The sequence below is a fragment of the uncultured Acetobacterium sp. genome, from assembly GCF_927416815.1.
Classification (GTDB): Bacteria; Bacillota; Clostridia; order Eubacteriales; family Eubacteriaceae; genus Acetobacterium.
Map to the genome: position 1 here is coordinate 1 of NZ_CAKMJU010000118.1, position 20,298 is coordinate 20,298.

Sequence of the window (20,298 nt, forward strand, 5' to 3'; positions counted from 1 at the left end):
ATGAAACAGGAAGTGAAGGAACAAAAACTTCATTTGCATTTAAACTATAAATTGCAACGAGGCAATTTTATAAGCGACGTAGCTTAAGGTTTAACTATCTATTTTGGATAGTTAAACTTTGAGCTATTTTTTTATCTAAAAATTTTGGTTAAACGCCGGAAAACCTCAGTGAATGAAAGAAGGTAGTGACAGAAAAAAAACGGGGAATGCTGTATTTTTGCGGCCTGCAGACCCTGTTACTCGAAATCCGGGTTAAATCACTTGCAAAAGATCAGGAGAAAAAAGCGATTGGAGTAATTTTGTCGGGAACAGGAAGTGATGGTACCTTAGGGATCCGGGCGATAAAAGAAGTCGGTGGCATGGTTATGGTTCAAGAAGAAGCAACGGCAAAATTTGATGGTATGCCCAGAAGTTCGATTGCGACAGGTCTTGTTGATTATATTTTGCCACCCAAAGTGATGGCCGAAGAATTGCTAAATTATATTTGTCATCCATCACCGCTAGATCATTTGATTCGTAACAAAGAAGTCACTGATGAAATCGATGAGTTAACTCGAATCTACATAATTCTTAGAAATTATTGTGGAATTGATTTTTCGCTTTATAAAGAAGCGACTATTATTCGTCGGTTAGATCGGCGCATTAAAATTAATCGTATTAATTCTTTGAGTGAGTATATCCAAATCATTACCGAGTCAGATCGAGAAAAAGAAATTCTGCAACGGGAATTGCTAATTGGGGTAACCGCTTTTTTTAGAGATGAAGAAGCTTATAAAAGCCTAAAGGAAAATGTTTTGCCGCAGATCGATTACTCGAAAAAAGCAATTCGGATTTGGTCGGCTGCTTGTTCTACGGGAGAAGAAGTCTATTCATTGGCAATGCTTTTCAGTGAGTTTTTAGAGAACGCTCAGATTGACTGTGAGATCAAGATATTTGCTACCGATGTTGACTCAAGAGCTTTGGAAATCGCCAGTATTGGTTATTATCCGGACAGCCTCGTTGCCGAGGTAGAACCCGAATTAATAGCTAAATATTTTATTAAAAAAGAAAATGGCTATCAGATTTCAGATAGCATCCGAAAAATGATTGTATTTGCCAATCATAATATTCTTAAAGACCCCCCTTTTTCTAAATTAAGTTTGCTTATTTGCAGAAATATGTTTATTTATATTAAGAGCGAACGTCAGCAAAAAGTTCTGGCCAATTTTTATTATTCTTTAAGTCCAGATGGTTATTTGTTCTTAGGTAGCAGTGAGTCCTTAGGGGATATGAGTTCAGCTTACAAGACTGTTGATAGCAAATGGAAAATTTATCAGTATAAAGAAGGCTATCAACTGCCACTAGATACGCAGATTGTCTATGGAGATGAGTATAGTAAAAGCCGTTACGCTTTTGACCAGAGGAGCCATATCATACCACCAAATCGGATAAAAATTGATAAGCTCCTTTCTGCGGTTGTTTCGGCTACTTTGCCCCCTTCGGTTATCATTGATAGAAACGATAATATTATTCAAGTGATTAATCAAGTGGGGTCATTTATTAGCACCCAACCTGGTAATTTCTCACAGAATTTCAATTCCAATATGTCCAAGGAATTATCCTTATTTGTTAATAATATTATTAGAAGGCTCAGAGAAGATAGAAACGAGGTGTCGCTCCAAAACATTAATATTTTTCAACACGAAAACCAATTGCTAACGATTAAGGGTCGGGTGATCGAAGAAAGCAAGATAGATTATTATCTCATTAGCTTTATTGTTAGCCAAGATATCGGGCAAGATGAAAATATTGTTAGCCTGGACATGTCAGTCGAAGTAAAAGACCGGTTTAATGAACTTGAAGGAGAACTGCAAGTCGCTAGAGAAGGTTTACAGGCAACAATTGAAGAACTTGAAACCTCCAATGAAGAATTACAATCCTCAAACGAAGAGCTGATTGCTTCTAATGAAGAATTACAAAGCACCAACGAAGAATTACAGTCAGTTAATGAGGAACTTTACACAGTGAATAATGAGTATCAGTCAAAAATCGAAGAACTGCTAAAGCTCACGAATGACCTGAATAATTTAATAAAAAACACTGAAGTGGTTGCTCTTTATTTGGACCAAAAACTATGCATCCGAAAAATTACACCCAATATTGCCAAAGTAACGAATATTATTGAATCCGATATTGGTCGTCCGATTTCACACTTTTTAGTTATGGATAACTATCCAGAAATTATCGAGGATATCAATACGGTCATCGAAACGCTGACCGGGATCGAAAAGGAAATTACAGATAATAAAGGAAATACCTGGATGACAAAAATTCGCCCTTATCGTACCGAATTCAATGCTGTCGATGGTATTATATTGACCTTTGTTGACATTAATGCCTTGAGTTTCGAGCGAAATTGTGTGTTAGAATCTAATGCGCGGTTAGATATGGCGCTTCGCATTAATAATATTGCTTGGTGGGAATATTATGTTGTGACAGGTCATGTTGATTATTCGCCCAATAAAGCAACAATGCTTGGTTACACGGAAGAAGAATTTCCCAATGATGTTTATGAAATTTGCAGCTTAATACATCCTGATGATTACGACACTACGATGCAAAGTATGAAAGATCATTTAGAAGGTAGAACATCGCAATGGAACACGACCTATCGAGTTTTGAAAAAAGATGGCTCCTATGGATGGTACCATGATCAAGGCGTCATTGTTGAAAGAGACCTTGATGGAAAACCTGTCAAGTTAATGGGGACTGTTACCGAAGTGAGCCGTCTTAAAGATGAAAACCCGCAATAAGTAGGAAGTATCAGGAGTGAAGGAGCAATGATATGGATAAAATCAACCGAAGGATATGGCAAGTCTTAAAGGAAAAAGAGCTGAATGTTGCGGAATTTGAAAAGGATACCAAAGAGCAAATTGTTCAAAAACTGTCGGTCTATCATGAAGAATTGAGTTATCAAAATGAAGAATTAAAAAGAATTAACCGTGACCTTGAAAAGAAACATCTTGAGTATGAACGGTTATTTATGGATGCACCGATTTGCTACTTGATATTAGATGAAGAATTAAAAATCAAGAAATATAATGACGCCTTTAAATCCTTGTTCAAAGAAGGATATTCTTTGGTCAACAAATCACTGACAGACTATATTTGTCCCTCTTCTCAAGATGCCTTATATTTTGTTCACCAGCAACTCAAAAGAAATGATGTAAATAATGAGACAGTAATCGGATTTGTAGATATGACGATTAATGAAAAAATAATCAGTTTTAAAATGTTTTGTAATATTGTTAAAGATAACCAGGGTAGTATATTTCGCTGTTCCTTAATTGATATTACCGAAGAACGTAATTATAAAGAGAAAACAGAATATTTAAGTTATCATGATCAACTAACGGGTCTATATAATCGACGTTTTTTTGAGGAAAAACTTAGTCGATTGGATACCACCTGTAACCTCCCCTTAGGCATTGTTTTAGCCGATGTTAACGGATTGAAACTTGTAAATGATGCTTTTGGGCATCACCAAGGTGACCGATTGCTTATTGAAACGGCAAATGTTTTGCGAAAAAGCTGTCGGCAAGATGATGTGATAGCAAGACAAGGTGGCGATGAGTTTGTCATCCTTCTTCCCAAAACTTCAGAATTAGAAATTAAGGACTTCATCCATCGGATCGAGCAATTAACCAATCAAATAGGCATTGAAGACTTAGTCTTATCGGTTGCGTTTGGCTTTAGTGTTAAAAAAAATATTGATGAACCGATTGATGGTTTGATTAAAAAAGCAGAAGATCAAATGTACAATAATAAACTCATTAATCACACGAGTCAACGAAGAAAGGTGATTGAGGGGATTAGTGCTACCTTGCACGAAAAACATCCTGGTGAAGAAGAGCATTCAAAACGGGTCAGTCATTATGCTTTAGAGTTGGGAAAGGCGTTGTGCTTAGAGGACAATGTCTTAGTTAATCTTCAAACAGCGGGTCTCTTGCACGACATTGGAAAAATTGCGATAGACTATAGGATTATCGAAAAAAATCAAAAATTAACAGCTGAAGAGTATTTTGAAGTCAAGAAGCATTCTGAAATTGGTTATCGCATTCTGATGACGTCTGGTTCCTTTGCGGAAATCGCTGAAATGGTGTTGTCGCATCATGAAAAAATAGATGGCACAGGTTACCCCAGGCAACTTCATAACAATCAAATATGTATTGAAGCTAAAATACTTTGTATTTGCGATGCCTTTGATGCGATGATCAGTGATCGACCTTATCGACAATCGCTGTCAATAAATGAGGCAGTCGAAGAGTTAATTAGTGGCAGTGGTAAACAATTTGACAGTCATCTGGTCACGCTCTTTATCGAAAAGGTAATTAGCCATCGGTGATCCAAGATATATCTTGCAATAAGAAAAAACGACTATCAGGTTGCGGGTGTATTCTCTTAGCTAGCTCTTTAAGCATCTTATTAAACCGTTATAAACGCATCACAGCTCCCTTCGAGGATTACTTTGTTAGCCCATAATTACATAGCTAAGAAAGTTATTGTCACTGTTGTGGGAATGATCTGAAAGTCTATGCAGCCGAAAAAGAAGCGTAATCGACGAAAACGGTGATTAGCAGATCATGGTGATCCGGCGACTCAAATGCCGAGGCTGCGGGAAAATCTTTACAGCTTCTTCCCACACTGATTACAATACTGGGAACCCTGGGCATGTTTTGAATGGCCGCAGATTGGACAGCTTTGACCTGATCGGGGTTCTTTTTTATGTGAGACATAAGAAAGCTCACTGGTAATAACGCCGGTCGGTACCGCGATGATCCCATAACCGACTAGCATCAGAGCGCTGGCAAGAAATTTACCCAGCTCGGTTTGAGGTGAAATATCCCCGTAACCCACAGTTGAGATGGTCACAATTGCCCAATACATCGATTCGGGAATGCTGACAAAGCCGTGTTCAGGACCTTCAATAACATACATTAGCGCGCCGACAATGATGATAATAAACAAGAGCGTGAAGAGAAAGACGCTAATTTTAGTTTTGCTGGCACGCAGGGCTTTTAACAAGGCGCCGGATTCGTCAATGTAGCGACCCATCTTAAAGATGCTAAATAGTCTAAATAGTCGCAGGATCCGGATAATCGGCAGGAAGCTACCAAACGAAATAAAGAAGCTGAGATATATTGGCGCAATGGCAATGAAATCGACAATGCCATAGAAACTAAAAAGATAATCGCGTTTTTTGGTTGTGACGATCAGCCGAAGACAATATTCGATGGTAAAGATAAGCAGAAAAAAATTCTGCAATATTAAAATGGTACCGCCAAGAGTCGCATGGATCGCGGCAATACTGTCGATGATAATTAAAAAACAACTGATCAAAATGGAGCAGATCAAGGCAATGTCAAAGGCTCGACCCAGGGGAGTGTCAAAGCCATTGATGATTTGATTCAGTTTTTGCTTCCAATCTTTGGGGTAGGTATCCATAAAAGCCTCCATAATATTCTAATTGTGAGAACCGTAAAATTGATCGCAGGTTCCGACTTGATTATAGCATAAATTTTTGCAAAAGTGCAGCGCTGATGGTTTGACAAGCAGCATCAGAGTCTAAAAAGGGGTTAGCAAAACTCCCGCCAGTAACCGTGAAGCAGGTTCTTTTGTTCTGTCAAAGCATCAAAAAAACTGCTGAAACACACGATACTCTTTGTAATTTTGTGGTTGCTCGCATATAATATTACTATTAGACAATCACAATCTAAGGGATTGCTATCATTTTTTAGTTGCATCGATATCCCAAGGCAAAAAATGGGTATGACAGAATGAAATAAATGTTAATCATGCCCTGAAAATTCTAAAATCAGAATTACAAGAAATGGAGAAAATTGATGAATAATAAGGTTAAGAAAATTGCGATTTTAACAGGCGGTGGCGACTGTCCCGGCCTGAATGCGGTAATCCGGGCAGTGACTAAAGCCGCCATTGCCAATTATGGCTATGAGGTTATTGGCTACAAGTTCGGCTACCGGGGTTTGTACGACAATGATTTTATTAAACTCGATGCTCAGGTTGTTTCGGGAATCCTCCATAAAGGGGGTACCATTCTTTACAGTTCAAATAAGGATAATCTTTTTGACTACCAGGTGGAAGAGAATGGCCAGTGTGTTAGAAAAGATGTTTCTGATGTGGCGATCGAAAACCTGAAAAAAGAAGGCGTCGATGTGCTGGTTGTCCTCGGTGGGGACGGCACCCTGGCTAGTGCCAGGGATTTTGCCCGGAAAGGCGTTAATGTTATCGGGGTACCGAAAACGATCGATAATGACCTGTCCAAAACCGATGTCACCTTTGGCTTTAATTCGGCCGTCGATGTCGTGGTTGATGCCCTCGACAAGCTCCATACGACGGCTGAATCCCACCATCGGATTATGATTCTTGAAGTGATGGGGCGAAACGCGGGCTGGATTGGTCTTCATGCCGGGATTGCCGGTTCTGCCGATGTTATTTTGATCCCGGAAATTCCCTTTTCCTTGGATGCTATTATCGCCAAATTAAATGAGCGTAGCCAACGTGGTTTGCCCTTTAGTATCATTGTCGTAGCCGAAGGAGCGATGGAAAAAGGCGGTGAGCTGACGATTCAGAAAATAGTTAGTAATTCGCCTGATCCGGTTCGGCTCGGGGGGATTGGCAATAAGCTGGCGTTGGCCCTGGAAGCAAAAATATCCCGTCATGAAATTAGAAATACGGTTCTGGGTCATCTGCAGCGGGGCGGCATCACGTCAGCCTATGACCGGCTCTTATCAACCCGTTATGGAGTGGCTGCGGTGGAATTGATTGCGCAGGGTAAATTTGGATATATGGTGGCAATTCAGGATGGCAAGATGAGTGAGGCATCGCTCGAAGAAGTAACCATTAAGAACAAGCTGGTTGATGTTGATTCTGAGCTGATTCATGTGGCAAAAAGCCTGGGTATTTCTTTCGGCGACTAGCAGCGGGTTTTCACAAAACCGCGATCTGTTATGACTGATCTTATTTCCGAACAAAAAAATAAAATAAACCGGCCGGGCAGAAAGTGTTCTGGCTGGTCGGTTTAGTAATAATAAAGGTGTTAAAACAATTAGTCAGTGTCAAAAAAAGCTTGTGAAAAAGGAACTTATTCCGGTGTTACTTCGGGAGCTTCGTCAGCGCTTGTCTCAACGGTTTCTTCAAGAACGACATCGTCTTCATCCACCAGAATCTCAGAAAGTATTTCGAAAAAGAAACCTTTTGCTGAGGCCAGCGACTCATTATGGGCGAACATGGCCAGCTTGTGGTAATCGACAAAACCATTTTCATCAGCATAAGGTTTCAGACGTTGAAGAAAAAATTCTTCGGTGATGGCATCTTCAAATTTTTCCTGTACCGTGTTAAAGATTGTAATTAATTCGCTTTTCTTCATGGTATTACCTTCTTTTACGTTATTTCAGTCAGATCAGACTGATAAATCAATTATAGGAGCGCAGCCACAAATAAACAAGTTTTATTTACAAAATGGGAAGAAATATATCGAGGGTCTTTGGATCGGTTCTAAAAGAAGGATGCCTCAGTGAGACATCCAAGAGATTATAAAACATTGGTGGACATGCTTTCGGCAAACAGGGCGATTCCCCCAAAGATGAGATATACCCCGGCAATGATGCCAAAGCCCAGCAGCATCACAAAGGGATTGAAAATCAGGAAAATAGATAAGAACATGTTAATGATTCCTGAAGCCAGTAGCCAGCCAGTTCCGGCGGCACCCTGTTTTTTCATTACCGCTGAAGCGGCGATCTGGTTCATGCCAGTAGATAAAGCAATAAAAGCCAGCATAAACGCCAAGGTGCTAGCCCGCGACAATGGGTCAGAGAAGATCAGCAGAACCCCGAGTAAGGTTGCCAAGATACCGGAGGTCAGGCTCCAGCCTTTCTTGATCTCACTTTTGGCAAACACAACGATGTGAAAAACCCCGTAAATAAGCAATCCGGCAATAAAAAACCACATGATCATTTGGGCTGCGAACATCGGCGCAAAAAAGATCAGGCCGCCAAGGATGATCATCAGGAGGGCGACAACAATCCCCAATGTTTTGGACATTTTTAGAAAATCATTCATCTTTTTTTCCTTTCAAGATTAAATATTTGGTTAATTCGTTCAAGGATATTTTATAATATTTAGAAAAGATAATCAAGTTAATTATAAGAAATGTAGAGTACTGATAATTATGAAAAATATGAATGAGAAAATAAGATTCATAAAAAGATATTAAATGGCAATAAAACTACAAGGAGACAAAAAATGTTAATGATTGAACCACACCTGTCTATCGCTGGTGGATTTAATAAAGCAGGTCAAGAGGCGCTTTAAATTGAAGCCAACACCTTTTAATTTATACCCGAATCAAAAAGCAGCGATGGTCAGGCTCATCGCTGCTTTTTTGCGCCATAAATAAACGACCTTATATTCAGACCGTGCATTAAATCAATAAGGACAAAACATAAGCCAATATCATATCCTCATTGAGATCCCAGGGATCAGCCATAATAGCCGCATCCTCTTGTGTCAATTCCGGATGACGGGCCGCATAGCTTTCAAAATAGTCCAGGTACTCAGATTTAATGGTTTCCATTTGACACCTCGTTAATATTTTCCATGATCGATTACATACTGATGAACCGCCTGGAGTTTCTCCAGATCCAGGCCTGTCCCCCGAAGAATCGATTTTCCGGTGGTAAAAATATAGCCACCGCCGGGGGCGCCTTCATCAATCATCTTTTTGGCCAGATCAATGCAGGCTTCGGTGGACTGGGATTTCAGCGCGCCAATGGGGTAGTTACCCATGATGCACATGGTCTTGCCGAGCTTTTCTTTGATCGTCTTCATTTCACCATACTCAAAAATTCCCACTACATTGGGTTTTAGGCTGGCCAGATAATCGTATCGTTTTGACCAGTTACCTTCGATAAACAAGGCCACCGTATAGCCCATGCCGGTTAGGGTGTTGACCAGGCGCGAAAAGGTTGGCCAGTAAAAGCGTTCAAACTGTTTGGGGTTTAAAAATGAGGGCATATGCAGGGGCATAAAGATGGCTGGGATTCTTTTGGGCGCTCCAGAGTAGCTGGTGACCCCCCATCGCAGCAGCAGTGGGTACAGGGCTTCACAGGCCTGCTCGACCAGCTCGGGACAGCGATGCATATCCACCGAAATGCCGATAAAACTGCGGAGCTGATCGGCCAGAAAATCAAAAGGGGCTTGAATCATGTTTTCGGAAATAATCGGAACTCCCACCGTGGCACTGCAGTGACTATCGATTTCCCGAAGCATCCGGCTATGGCGCTGATGACTGAGGGCACCCTTGGCCAGATTGAGTCCCCCCAGCATCCCGGGCTGATCAAAGGCCTTGTATTGACGGGGCAGAACCTTTTCTACCAGGGTCTTAAAAGGATCCTTAATGAGTTCCTCGTATTCACTCTCTAACATACCGCAGACCTCAGGGTGTTGCATAAACCCGTCTTTATTCGGAACGAAATTCTGAGAGCCGATGGTCGTGTATATCCCCGGACAGCGTAAAAAAGTTGATAGCGCACCATCGACCTTCATATCGCGGTAATAAATGGGTAGTGATTCCCTGAGAACCTCCAGATTCCAAGTCGCCGTTTTAAGGTGACGGCCACAATAATCAATTGCCACCTCGGGGCTGTTTAAGGCGAAAATTGGGATCCGGTCTGGTTTTTCAAGATTGATTGCTTTTTCAATGCGGATCAATCGTTCGTTTAATAATCCTTTGGTATCACTCATTTATATCGCCCTTTATCCTTATAATTGAAATCTTCTAAAAATATTATACAGGCTCAAATTATCATTATTTTTGACAATTGTCAATATTTATTGAGTTGAAAAAATGCGAAAAATCGGACGTGAAAATAGTGCTTGATTCAGTAAAAAAAATATGCTATTATTAAGTTAATAAGTGAGCAAGTGTTCACATATTAAGGAGAAAAGATGGATAGAGTTTTGAAAAACGATCATACCGAAGAAACCTTGTTTGAGGTGGCCGAATTTTTTAAGGTGCTGGGGGATCCCACCCGGATAAAAATCGTTAGTGCGCTATTTGAAAATGGCGAGCTGTGTGTGAATGATATTGTCAGCCTGGTGGATGTCAGCCGGACGGCGGTGTCCCATCAATTAAGGATCTTAAAAGACAAACGGATCATCAGTTACAGAAAAGAAGGTCAAATGAAATTTTATCACCTGGATGATGCCCATGTGGAAGTGATTGTACTTTTAACGATTACCCATTTAAGTCATCACTAGGCATATTGAAAAGAGGTTAGCGGAATGCGAGTATTTTTAGAAGGTCTGAACTGCGCCAATTGTGCAGGAAAAATAGAAAAGTTGGTTGGCAAAATGCCAAATGTCAGAGAAGCCAGTTTGTCCCTAGCGACCGGATCACTGGTGATTGACGAAGGGGAAGGCTTTGCTCAGGAGGAAACCTATGATGCCATTGTCAAACTGGTTCACTCGCTAGAACCCCATGTCGTGGTTTCTCAAAACCGGAAACAGTCGGCAGCAGTGGAACCCTGTGGCTGTGATGGACATGGCGAGGGACAGTATCAGGAAGAAGAATCGCGACTCTCAGGACATTCGCATGCAGGTTCGCTGGGAGATATGGATAAGCGGCAGAAGTTTGAGCTGATCTCCGCGATTGGATTATTTTTACTAGGCTTTGTGCTCCAAGCATTGGTTCCGGCCAATCTCGAAATGGTCACCGTTGGAGTTTTTCTGGGAGCCTACTTATTGGCTGGTTATCGGGTTATTTTGTTGGCTTTTCGAAATATCGGAAGGGGTCAGATTTTTGATGAAAATTTTCTGATGACGATTGCTACCTTTGGGGCGCTAGTCTTAACCGAATGGCCGGAAGCCGCTGGGGTCATGATCTTTTTCGGGATCGGCGAATATTTCCAGGATCGCGCCGTTGATAATGCCCGCCGTTCGATTGCTGAAACGATCAGTTTTAATGCCATCACCGCCAATCGGGTAGGCCCCGAAGGCGAGGTGGTTATTGATGCTAAAGCGGTTAAGGTAGGCGATGTGCTGGTGATTAAACCCGGTGAAAAAATCCCCGCTGATGGAATCATCATGCAAGGGCTTTCCCATCTTGATACCTCACCACTGACCGGGGAATCTTATCCCCGCAAGGTTGAAAAGGGCGATGAAATCTTAAGTGGGATGATTAATGGCAATGCGGTTTTAAAGGTTCTGGTTACCAAAGACTATGAAAACTCCACCGCCATGAAAATCATGCATCTGATTGAAGAAGCCAGTGATAAAAAGGGAAAAACCGAAAAATTCATAACCCGATTTTCGCGCTATTATACACCGATTGTAGTATTTTCCGCCGTTGCCATGGCAATCTTCCCGCCGCTTTTAATTCCCGGGGCGTCCTGGCAAACCTGGTTCTATCAGAGTTTGATCTTTTTGGTAGTCTCTTGTCCCTGTGCACTGGTTTTATCGATTCCAATCAGTTATTTTGGCGGGATCGGCCGGGCTTCTAAGGAAGGCGTTTTGATTAAAGGTGGGAATTATTTAGATGTCCTTTATCAGGCTGATGTGTTTGTTTTTGATAAGACCGGAACCCTCACCCAGGGCCAATTCAAGGTGCTCAAAACCGCGCCAGCAGCAGGGTTTTCCGAAGCCGAGCTGCTTGCGGCCGCCGCTGCCGGAGAACACTATTCTAACCACCCCATCGGCAAGGCGATCACCGCCTATGCCCAGCAGGAAGTTGATGAAACGCGGTTAAAAAATTACGCTGAAATTCCTGGCAAAGGAACCCGGGTGGAGGTCGATGACCAGATAATCCTGGCCGGCAATAGAAGCCTGTTGCGCGATCATCAGATTGAGGTCAACGGCAGTGATGAAGAGGGCACCCTGGTTTATCTTGCCATTGATGGCAAACTGGCCGGATACCTGGTACTAGGTGATCAGGTTAAAGAAAATGCGCTGTCGGCTTTACAGGGGCTAAAGCGGCTGGGTGTCAAAAAAACAGTGATGCTTAGTGGCGATAACGCCAGCGTTGCCAACCAGGTCGGGAAAAAGTTAAGCTTAGATGAGGTGATGGGCGATTGCCTGCCTCAGGATAAGGTCGCTGCCTTTGAGAAAATCAAGGCGGAGAATAAGGATGGAAAAACCATCTTTGTCGGCGACGGGATGAACGACGCCCCGGTTCTGGCGATGGCCGATGCCGGGATCGCGATGGGAGCCTTGGGTTCGGACGCCGCCATTGAGGCAGCTGATATTATTCTGATGAAGGATGATCCAATGGACATTACCAAAGCGGTCGATATTGCCAAATATACCAGACGGATTATGATTCAGAATATTGTTTTGGCATTGGGGATTAAAATCACTGTGCTGACGCTGACCTTCTTTGGGATGGGGGAAATGTACCTGGCTATTTTTGCCGATGTTGGTGCGGCCATTCTGACGATTCTAAATACCAGCCGGATTCTGCGTTATCGGGGATTTTGGCAGAAAAACCGATATTAAGCTTAATGATCTAACAGCACGGCAAAATTTGATCAAATTTTGCCGTGCTGTGCTTTTTGGCGATTATGCTAGCGCGTGATAGGAGTCTAAACGGCAGTGCTTTTTTGAGATAAAAAAGAGCGTCGATAACCGCAAGCTGCGGTTATCGACGCTTTAAAAAATTTATCAGATCGGCTTGCCAAGAGCACCAGCATAAATATTAAGACGTTTGCCACGAACAAAGCCAATCAATGTCAGATTAAACTGACGAGCCAGTTCAATGGCAGCATTAGTTGGCGCAGAATGAGAAGCAATCACCGGAATACCGCAACGAATCGCTTTAATAACCATATCAGAAGGGATCCGACCGGTTGTAAAAAGGACAGCGTGACTGAAGTCCTGATTGTCAGTCAAGGCCATACCGACTGTCTTATCAACGGCGTTATGGCGACCAATGTCTTCACAGACCAATATTTCGTTGTCGTCAACGGACAGCGCAGCACAATGTGTCCCACCCGTTTCATTAAATAAAGCAGCATTTCGGTTGCAGCTGTTGGCTAGTTTAAAAATTGTCTCTTCGGAGCAGGGATGCGCTGGCAATGATTTAAGTGTGCTGATTTGTGCGGCCTGCCTGATCTTTTTATTATTGCCACAAGAAATTGAGGCACTGGTGGTATCATGATCAAGGCTATTTAGCGAAATGATTTTGTTTAATTGAACCTTAACCCGCTCACCACTTTTGCAAATATAAATAAAGTCGATATCATCTAAATGATCGATATAACCCTCACTAAACAGGTAACCGAGGATCAATGCATCAAGTTTTTCCGGGGTGCAAACCAGCTTAAAAGCCAATTGTTCATTAATGTAACAGCTTAGGTGATGCTCTGTAATGACACTGTCATTAAGGTCTTCGTGACTCGGCTGATCGTTGGCGTTTAGACGGATTCGTACGATTGAAAAAGCTTCTTTTAATTCTAAATCAAGTGCTTCGTTAATGATTTTCACGTAATTGTCCTCTTCTGTTTAGAATGCTGTGAGCAATGCTTTGGTGAAGGATTTGTCTTACAGCGCCGCAATTTATGAATAATTCGAATTTTATACATGCTGAATAGTTATTAAAAAGCATTATTTTTTAACGTTTTTTGAACGTCGGATATGGTTTTTTAATTCTCTCGGGGTATTTAAATTACTGAACATTTCCCAACCGGGACTATAACTGCGGGCAATACTTTCCTCGACATAATGCAAATTTTCGGCTTCAAAACACTTATAAATACTTTTTCGGCCGGAGTCGAGAAATTTTTGAATTCTGGGAATCAGTTCAATACTGTAAAAAGCATTAAATGGTTCGATCCATTCTTCATAGCGCGTAACACAGCCAGAAATCCCCGTGCTTTCGTTAATGATGCGGATCATGTATTTGACATAATCGCTATTATAATGAGGCATGTCACAGGCTGTGACATATAGAAACTGTGATTGCGACTGTAATAGTGCCGAATAAATACCAACCAGTGAGGCCGATAGTTCCAGGACGTCCGGGTAAACACCGCTTAAACCAGAAATAGTAGGAATATCTTGGCGGTTACAGCCGACAACAATAATATCATCAAAGTCTTTTGAAAGTTGTTTGACGATCTGACTTAAAATGTTTTCGCCTTCAATCCGTAATTTTTTTTTGTCATATCCCATCCGCTGGCTTTGTCCGCCAACAAGGATTGCAGCTGTTTTTGTTTTGTCCATGATCATTTCCTCTCCGACACATACGTGTTGCCAGCAATGGCTAAACTAACCATAAATAAATTATTCTAGTTTTCAGATTTTCATTATATTCTAAATTTTTAGATTTGTCATTGATGTTTTTCGCAAAGTTATGAAATGTTTTATAGTGTTCTAAAATACTGCCCAGATTTTAAATATCCGGAATTTTGCCATAAGAGAGATAAAATTGCTGCGATTATTAAAAAGCAGCCTTGAAATAATCGAGCAACAAGATCATGGAGATATGGTAAAAATAGGATTTTTACGAAAAATAAAGGTTTTTAGGGGCTGTTATCGATAAACGAGGACAATTAAGTATAGGTAAATCGTAAAAAAAACAGAACAGAAAAAAAACAGAGAAAAAATAGGAAAAATATAATCGGAATAAGAAAAGCCTTAAACCATTTTTAGGACGCTTGAAATAAGAATAACAGGGCAAACAGGCATTTTTAGGAGGGGAAAATTTTACGGAATGCTTAAGACGGAAATTTGTTAAAAAATTATCAATGACAAATCGGAATATTTCTATTATAATTAGGGTACTAAAAAATAGGGGGAAAAAGATGGTTAATTTAATAATTGATGGGCAGAACATCAATGTCGAACCAGGAACAACAATTCTAAAAGCAGCGAGTTCCATAGGCATTGAGATTCCGACTCTGTGTAGTTTTAAAGATTTCACTCCTGATGGAACGTGTCGGATGTGTTTGGTAGAAGTCGTGGGTTCAAAAGAATTAGAGAAAGCTTGTTCAACTGAAGTTGCTGAAGGTATGGTGGTTAATACCGATACATTTGTAGTACGAAACGAGCGACGTAAGGCACTAAAAGCATTGATGGTCGATCATAAATTTGATTGTATGGCGTGTTACAAATATGAAACCTGTTTCTTTGTCGAAAATAATGCAAACTTGATTGATTTTGATACCTACAAGGCAGAAGGGACACCGGGTTATGCTGAGCGACCGTTGGACGATTCTAATCCGTTTTATTTTTATGATCCCGGCAAGTGTGTGCTTTGTGGCCGCTGTATCAAAGCCTGTGATCACTTACAATGCAGTCATATTTTAGCGGCGTTCGATCCGGAAAAAGATAATATCATTAAAACCTTTGATAATTTACCAAGAGCAGAAACCGACTGTGTCAGCTGTGGAAATTGTATCGCTGTATGTCCAACCGGAGCACTAGCACCTAAGCAGTTCAAGCCCTTTAAATATGCCAAACATGTTAAAACAGTTTGTCCCTATTGTGGCGTCGGATGTACCGTGAATCTAAAAGTAATTGATAATAAAATTACTGACGTATTTAGCACCGAGGGTGATGTAAACGATAATATGTTATGTGTAAAAGGACGTTTTGCGCATGATTTCGTTAGCAGTCCAGATCGACTGACAACACCCCTGATTAGAAAAGATGGGGTCTTGCAAGAAGCAAGCTGGGAAGAAGCGATTGCATTAGTGGCTAAAAAGTTAAACGAAGCAAAGGCCGAAGGACCACAGGCGGTAGCCGGATTGTCCTCAGCACGATGCACTAACGAAGAAAATTATGTCTTCCAGAAGTTTATCAGAACGGTGGGAGCAACAAATAATGTCGATCATTGTGCCCGTTTGTGTCATGCAGCAACGGTAGCTGGTTTGGCCAAATCGTTTGGTAGCGGCGCGATGACAAATAGTATTGAAGAAATAGACATGATGGATGTTATGCTTGTTTCGGGCTCTAATACAACCGAGACGCATCCGGTTATCGGGGCAAGAATAAAACAACGAAAAGCGCAGGGTGCGGCATTGATTGTTGCCGAACCGCGAAAAATTGAACTGGCTAACTATGCAGATGTCTATTTGCAGATCAAACCAGGGACAAATGTTCCCTTATTTAATGGTCTGATGCGAGCTATTCTTGATGCCGGCCTTGAAGATAAAAACTTTATCACCGAACGAACTGAAGGTTACGAGGCCTTTATCGAATTTATGAATACCATTACCGTTGAAGAATGTGCCGAAATTTGTGGTGTTGATCCAGCTGAAATGCGAAAAGCGGGAGAGCTATATGCCACTAAGGATAAAGGCGGAATCTTCTATTCGATGGGTCTTACACAGTTTAATACCGGTACCGATGGCGTTATGACGACCGCTAACTTAGCGATGCTGACCGGAAAAATTGGTCGCGAGGGCTGTGGCGTTAATCCGCTGCGTGGTCAGAATAATGTTCAGGGCGCCTGTGATATGGGAGCCTTACCAAGTGATCTGCCCGGTTATCAAAAAGTCGCAAATGCCGAAGTTATTGAAAAGTTTGAAGCCGCCTGGGGCGTAACAATGCCTCAAAACGTGGGAAAAACCTTAACTGAAATTATCAACGGCGTTGGCGACAATACCATTAAATTCTTGTATATCATGGGTGAAAACCCGATGGTTTCAGATCCAAACACCAATCATGTCAGAAAATCGCTGGAAAAGGCTAACTTTATCGTGGTTCAGGACATTTTCCAGACAGAGACGACTGAATATGCCGATGTTGTTTTACCGGCATCTGTTTATGCTGAAAAAGATGGAACCTTTACTAATACTGAGCGCCGGATTCAGCTTGTCAGAAAAGCGGTTGAAGCGCCTGGGGTAGCAAAAAGTGACTGGGAAATTATTGCCATGATCGCTAAGGAAATGGGCGCTAAAGGTTTTGATTTTAACAGTGCTTCAGAAATTATGGATGAAATTGCTGCGGTAACGCCAAACTATACGGGCGTATCACATCAGCGACTGGAAAATGGCGATCGCATCCAATGGCCATGTTTTAGCAAGGATTCTGAAGGGGCGAAATTCCTTCATGCCGGAAAATTCACCAGAGGTTTGGGAGCCTTTATGATTGCCGATTATATTCCACCAGAAGATCAGGCTGATGAAGAATACCCGCTGATTTTAATGACCGGTCGAATTCTTGAACATTATCATACCCGAACCATGACAAAACGGACACCAGGTATCGAAGTGATTGCTGGCGATGCCTTTGTCGAAATCAATCCGGCTAAAGCTGAAGAATTTGGAATCGCCGAAGGTGATGTGATCAATGTCACTTCGCCAAGGGGCAGTGTTTTTGCCAAGGCCCGCTTTAATGAGGGGATCATGGAAAACAACCTGTTTATGCCTTTCCACTACGGCGATAGCGGAGCCAACTGCCTGACCGGTGGTACAGTCGATCCAATTGCCAAAATTCCACCATTAAAAGTGTCGAAAGTTCGCATTACCAAATAAAAAAATATCTGTTTTACTCAAGGGGTGCGAAAGCACCTCTTTTTATGTGGTGTCGGGCTTTGACAGTCGGTCGAAAAAAATAAAAGCATAACAAAATTGACAGCGTTTACTTGACAATCGAGCGGTAAAGGTGTATCATATTATTGTAAACATGTACACACATGTCACACAAGTTTTTTATCGGATCATTTTTTTCAAAGGAAGGGTATTATAATGCTGGATTTAAAGGGTTTAACACAGGCAGTTGGAGATTTAGAAGAAGAAGATGTAATGGAATTACTTAATGATTTTGTAGCGACTAAGCCCTCAGAAGCCGAAGCACAGGAAGCGGTTGCAGCCTGTCAGGGTGGGATGGCAATCGTTGGAGATCTTTTCGAAAAGGGCGAATATTTTGTTGGCGACCTGATTTTTGCAGGGGAATTACTAACCGAAGCAATCAATGTCTTAAAACCAGTTTTAGGCAGTGAAGACTCGGCTGTTGCTGGAACCATCATTATCGGAACAGTTCATGGTGACTTACATGATATCGGAAAAAATATTTTTAAAAGCATGTCCGAAGCGGCTGGTTTTGAAGTGATCGATTTAGGAATCGATGTCGCTCCGGAGCTCTTTGTCGAAAAAGCCAAAGATTGTAATCCGGCAATCATCGGTATGAGTGGGGTTTTAACTTTAGCGATTGACTCCATGAAAGAGACTGTCGACGCGCTAAAAGCCGCTGGAATTGATGCGAAAGTGATTATTGGCGGAAATCCAGTCACCAAAGAATCATGTGAATATGTTGGTGCTGACCAGTTTACCACCAATGCCGCCGAAGGCGTAAAAATCTGCCAGAGCTGGGTATAGGTTTAGACAGGAATGTCGGAATATCCACAAAAGACCGAAAAATAGAATAAAAAATCAAGGATAAGAAGAAGAGAATTAACTCAACTTGTTATCCTTTTTTTATTCAGAAGAGATCATTTTTGACTCTAAAACTAAAAGATTTGTAGATATATGTATATACAGGTCGATTCAAGTATGGTATAATTTCGACAAACGATTTCAAGAAAATCGAAAAACGTTGAAGGAGGAAAACGTGTGAACAATTTTTTAACCCCGGCAGAGATTGTTGAAGTTATTTCCAAAGGTTTTGGAAAGAACAGAACTACTATGCCAATACTGAAAATGGTTATTTTAGGTATTTGTGCAGGTATGTTTATTGGTTTTGGATCTTATGGTTTTACGGTCGCAACTGCAAACGCAGGAGCAGGATTTGAGGGAACCCTCGGTCGATTTATGGGGGCAGCAGTCTTCCCCGTGGGTCTGATGTTTGTGGTAATGTTTGGAGCTGAACTTTTTACCGGCAACAACTTACTGACAATCTCTTGTGGTAAAAAAGATATTGGTTGGGGCGAAATGCTTCGCAACTGGGGTATCGTTTGGGTTGCCAATTTTATTGGCTCGGTAGCCCTGGCCTGGTTGATGTCTCAAAGTGGCCTTTACGGTGAAGCAATGGTAACGAAGGCGATGGCAATAGCTGAAGCCAAGGTTGCAATTCCATTAGTTGAAGTTATTATTCGTGCTACTTTCTGTAACATCTTTGTTGTTTTAGCGGTATGGATGCAAGCTGGTGCTAAAGATGTAGCTGGTAAAATACTAGCCATCTGGTTCCCGATTATGCTCTTTGTATTATCCGGCTATGAACATAGTGTTGCAAACATGTTCTTTATCCCAATGGGCTACTTTGTTGGCGCAGATATTACCTGGGCTCAGATTATGATTAACAATATCATTCCGGTTACAATTGGGAATGTCATTGGTGGTGCAGTTCTGGTGCCAGCAGTTGCTTATTACTCATATTGTAAATGTGGCCCAAAAGCCTAGTTTAGTAACTTTTGCTCTTCAATTGTGAAGAGCAAAGGCCTCTAAACTTAAAGTCGTAAAAATTTGCAAGATTTATCTTAATTATACCATTATAAAAAATAACAATTTAGGTTATAATTAAGAGGATCTTATATTACAGATCAGTAATTCCAGGTGTGGTCATTAAAATAATCAGATCGAGACCAGACATGGCCGGATATTTAATTTACACCTCAAAGGGAGCGAAACCTAAACTATGAAACATAGCATTGTAAGATCCATCGAAGGATTATATGAAGATCGAACCCTGGAGCTCGTTCGAATTGCTATTCGAAAGGGGTTTAAACCAATTGATATTTTCAATTGGTTACAAACCGGAATGGAGCGGGTCGGTAAATTATATGAAACCAGCGATTATTTTATTGCTGATTTGATTTTTGCCGGGATCATTTTTCAGGAAGTGATGGAACTCGAAGAATTAAAGGAAATTACCAAAATAACACCTAAAAATAAAATCGGCAAATTACTGCTTTTTTCGGTATTTGGTGATTGCCATGACATTGGCAAAAATATTTTCGGTTCCTTTGCCCGAACGGCAGGATTTGAACTCGTTGATTTAGGGACGGATGTTTCCCTCTATCAGGTCATGGAAGCGATTGAAACTGCAAAACCTGATATCATCGGAATGAGTGGGATGCAACAGGAAACCATTTATGAAATGCGCGCGGTGGTCTGTGAATTGGTTAGCCGGGGAATCCGGGACGATTTTCGGGTGATTATCGGCGGTGCGGTCATTGATGAAAAAGCGGCCCAGATCGTTGGTGCCGATTTTGCTACCAAAGATGTAATGACAGGTGTTGAAAAATGCAGATTATGGATGATTGACAAAACGGGAATGAAAAAATAACGATAAATAGACCAA

At 41.4% G+C, this 20,298-nt stretch carries 16 protein-coding genes; 9 read left to right on the top strand and 7 right to left on the bottom strand.

Going from position 1 to position 20,298, the window contains the following annotated elements; translation table 11 throughout:
• Positions 1-185: 185 nt before the first annotated feature.
• On the top strand, positions 186-2,792 hold the full coding sequence (locus QZ998_RS14605; RefSeq protein WP_296561573.1) for a CheR family methyltransferase: 2,607 nt from the start codon (positions 186-188) through the stop codon (positions 2,790-2,792).
• 32 nt (positions 2,793-2,824) lie between these two features.
• The gene (locus tag QZ998_RS14610) at positions 2,825-4,384 is read left to right on the top strand and encodes an HD domain-containing phosphohydrolase (RefSeq protein WP_296561574.1); all 1,560 of its coding nucleotides are present in this window, start codon (positions 2,825-2,827) and stop codon (positions 4,382-4,384) included.
• A 281-nt stretch (positions 4,385-4,665) separates the two neighbouring features.
• On the opposite strand, the gene QZ998_RS14615 is transcribed toward QZ998_RS14610, so the two are convergent.
• Positions 4,666-5,484: an ion transporter gene (locus tag QZ998_RS14615; RefSeq protein WP_296561575.1), complete on the bottom strand. Its 819-nt coding sequence runs from the start codon at positions 5,482-5,484 to the stop codon at positions 4,666-4,668.
• A 398-nt stretch (positions 5,485-5,882) separates the two neighbouring features.
• On the opposite strand from QZ998_RS14615, the gene QZ998_RS14620 reads away from it, so the two are divergent.
• On the top strand, positions 5,883-6,980 hold the full coding sequence (locus QZ998_RS14620) for a 6-phosphofructokinase (RefSeq protein ID WP_296561576.1): 1,098 nt from the start codon (positions 5,883-5,885) through the stop codon (positions 6,978-6,980).
• Positions 6,981-7,144: 164 nt separating this feature from the next.
• Here QZ998_RS14620 and QZ998_RS14625 read toward each other — a convergent pair whose 3' ends face one another.
• From QZ998_RS14625 to QZ998_RS14640, 4 genes are all read right to left on the bottom strand, one after another.
• Positions 7,145-7,429: a hypothetical protein gene (locus QZ998_RS14625; RefSeq protein ID WP_296561577.1), complete on the bottom strand. Its 285-nt coding sequence runs from the start codon at positions 7,427-7,429 to the stop codon at positions 7,145-7,147.
• Positions 7,430-7,593: 164 nt separating this feature from the next.
• Positions 7,594-8,121: a DUF308 domain-containing protein gene (locus QZ998_RS14630; protein ID WP_296561578.1), complete on the bottom strand. Its 528-nt coding sequence runs from the start codon at positions 8,119-8,121 to the stop codon at positions 7,594-7,596.
• 361 nt (positions 8,122-8,482) lie between these two features.
• Complete coding sequence (locus QZ998_RS14635) at positions 8,483-8,635, bottom strand: hypothetical protein (protein WP_296561579.1); 153 nt, start codon at positions 8,633-8,635, stop codon at positions 8,483-8,485.
• A gap of 11 nt (positions 8,636-8,646) precedes the next feature.
• Positions 8,647-9,804, bottom strand: a complete 1,158-nt coding sequence (locus QZ998_RS14640) for a uroporphyrinogen decarboxylase family protein (RefSeq protein WP_296561580.1) — start codon at positions 9,802-9,804, stop codon at positions 8,647-8,649.
• A gap of 204 nt (positions 9,805-10,008) precedes the next feature.
• Here QZ998_RS14640 and QZ998_RS14645 point away from each other — a divergent pair, with 204 nt between their 5' ends.
• Both QZ998_RS14645 and QZ998_RS14650 read left to right on the top strand, forming a co-directional pair.
• Entirely contained in the window at positions 10,009-10,320 is a 312-nt protein-coding gene (locus tag QZ998_RS14645) for a metalloregulator ArsR/SmtB family transcription factor (protein WP_296561581.1), read from the top strand.
• A 24-nt stretch (positions 10,321-10,344) separates the two neighbouring features.
• On the top strand, positions 10,345-12,552 hold the full coding sequence (locus QZ998_RS14650) for a heavy metal translocating P-type ATPase (protein WP_296561582.1): 2,208 nt from the start codon (positions 10,345-10,347) through the stop codon (positions 12,550-12,552).
• A gap of 165 nt (positions 12,553-12,717) precedes the next feature.
• Here the strand turns inward: QZ998_RS14650 and fdhD are convergent, their stop codons facing one another.
• A complete protein-coding gene (gene fdhD, locus QZ998_RS14655; protein WP_296561583.1) occupies positions 12,718-13,539 on the bottom strand; it encodes a formate dehydrogenase accessory sulfurtransferase FdhD in 822 nt (273 codons plus the stop codon).
• A 120-nt stretch (positions 13,540-13,659) separates the two neighbouring features.
• Positions 13,660-14,277 (bottom strand): molybdenum cofactor guanylyltransferase, encoded by a 618-nt coding sequence (locus QZ998_RS14660; protein WP_296561584.1) that lies wholly within the window; start codon positions 14,275-14,277, stop codon positions 13,660-13,662.
• A gap of 581 nt (positions 14,278-14,858) precedes the next feature.
• Between QZ998_RS14660 and fdhF the strand changes: the two genes are divergently transcribed.
• The 4 genes from fdhF to QZ998_RS14680 all read left to right on the top strand — a co-directional run bounded on the left by fdhF (position 14,859) and on the right by QZ998_RS14680 (position 20,283).
• Entirely contained in the window at positions 14,859-17,534 is a 2,676-nt protein-coding gene (gene fdhF / locus QZ998_RS14665) for a formate dehydrogenase subunit alpha (protein WP_296561585.1), read from the top strand.
• 213 nt (positions 17,535-17,747) lie between these two features.
• Positions 17,748-18,377, top strand: coding sequence for a cobalamin-dependent protein (locus tag QZ998_RS14670; RefSeq protein WP_296561586.1), 630 nt, complete (start codon positions 17,748-17,750; stop codon positions 18,375-18,377).
• Between the two features lie 234 nt (positions 18,378-18,611).
• On the top strand, positions 18,612-19,397 hold the full coding sequence (locus QZ998_RS14675; RefSeq protein ID WP_296561587.1) for a formate/nitrite transporter family protein: 786 nt from the start codon (positions 18,612-18,614) through the stop codon (positions 19,395-19,397).
• A gap of 235 nt (positions 19,398-19,632) precedes the next feature.
• The gene (locus QZ998_RS14680) at positions 19,633-20,283 is read left to right on the top strand and encodes a cobalamin-dependent protein (RefSeq protein WP_296561588.1); all 651 of its coding nucleotides are present in this window, start codon (positions 19,633-19,635) and stop codon (positions 20,281-20,283) included.
• The last annotated feature ends 15 nt before the right edge of the window (positions 20,284-20,298 follow it).